The sequence below is a fragment of the Hoyosella sp. YIM 151337 genome (genome assembly GCF_026041215.1).
Lineage (GTDB): Bacteria > Actinomycetota > Actinomycetes > Mycobacteriales > Mycobacteriaceae > Hoyosella.
This window is the reverse complement of the sequence record NZ_JAPEIQ010000012.1, coordinates 1-992: the sequence shown is the minus strand read 5'-3', so window position 1 is coordinate 992 and position 992 is coordinate 1. Positions and strand designations below refer to the sequence as shown.

The window sequence follows — 992 nt, the reverse complement described above, 5'->3', positions numbered from 1 at the left end:
GGAGGTTCGGTGGGAGTCGAGGTCGCTGTCGAGGGTCTGACGAAGACCTTCGGTTCGCAGAACATCTGGAGTGATGTGACGTTTACCTTGCCTACGGGTGAGGTGAGTGCGTTGCTGGGCCCGTCGGGTACGGGTAAGTCGGTGTTTTTGAAGTCGCTGATCGGTTTGATTCGCCCGGAGCGGGGTTCGATCGTGATTGATGGCACTGACATTTTGCAGTGCACGCAGCGTGAGCTGTATGAGGTGCGCAAGATGTTTGGTGTGCTGTTTCAGGATGGTGCGCTGTTCGGGTCGATGGATTTGTATGACAATGTGGCGTTTCCGTTGCGGGAGCATACGAAGAAGTCGGAGTCCGAGGTCAAGCAGATCGTGATGGAGAAGATGGAGCTTGTTGGTCTGCTTGGTGCGGAGAACAAGCTTCCGGGTGAGATTTCTGGTGGTATGCGCAAGCGGGCGGGTTTGGCGCGGGCGCTGGTGCTGAATCCGGAGATTTTGTTGTGTGATGAGCCGGATTCGGGTTTGGATCCGGTGCGGACGGCGTATTTGTCGCAGTTGATTCTGGATATCAATGCGCAGATTGATTGCACGGTGCTGATCGTGACGCACAACATCAATATGGCGCGGACGGTGCCGGACAATCTGGGGATGTTGTTCCGGAAGCATTTGGTGATGTTTGGTCCGCGTGAGGTGCTGTTGACCAGTGATGAGCCGGTGGTGGGGCAGTTCCTGAATGGTCGTCGTCTGGGTCCGATTGGGATGTCGGAGGAGAAGGACGAGGCGACGATGGCTGCGGAGCTGGCGATGGCCGAGGCTGGGCATAGTGATGGGTCGCCGGATGAGGATTTGCGTGGTGTGGTGCCGCAGATCCGTCCTACTCCGGGCATGCCGGAACGGCAGGGTGAGCTCCGGCGTCGTGAGCGGGTGCGGCATCTGCTCAACGAGCTGCCTGAGTCCGCGCAGCGCGCCATCCGCGCCGAACTCGAAGAATACGA

The 992-nt window shown here is 58.5% G+C and carries 1 protein-coding gene; it reads left to right on the top strand.

The window, feature by feature from the left end; genetic code table 11:
• Positions 1–9: 9 nt before the first annotated feature.
• On the top strand, positions 10–992 hold a 983-nt coding region (locus ONR57_RS06100; protein ID WP_265122192.1), incomplete at its 3' end, for an ABC transporter ATP-binding protein.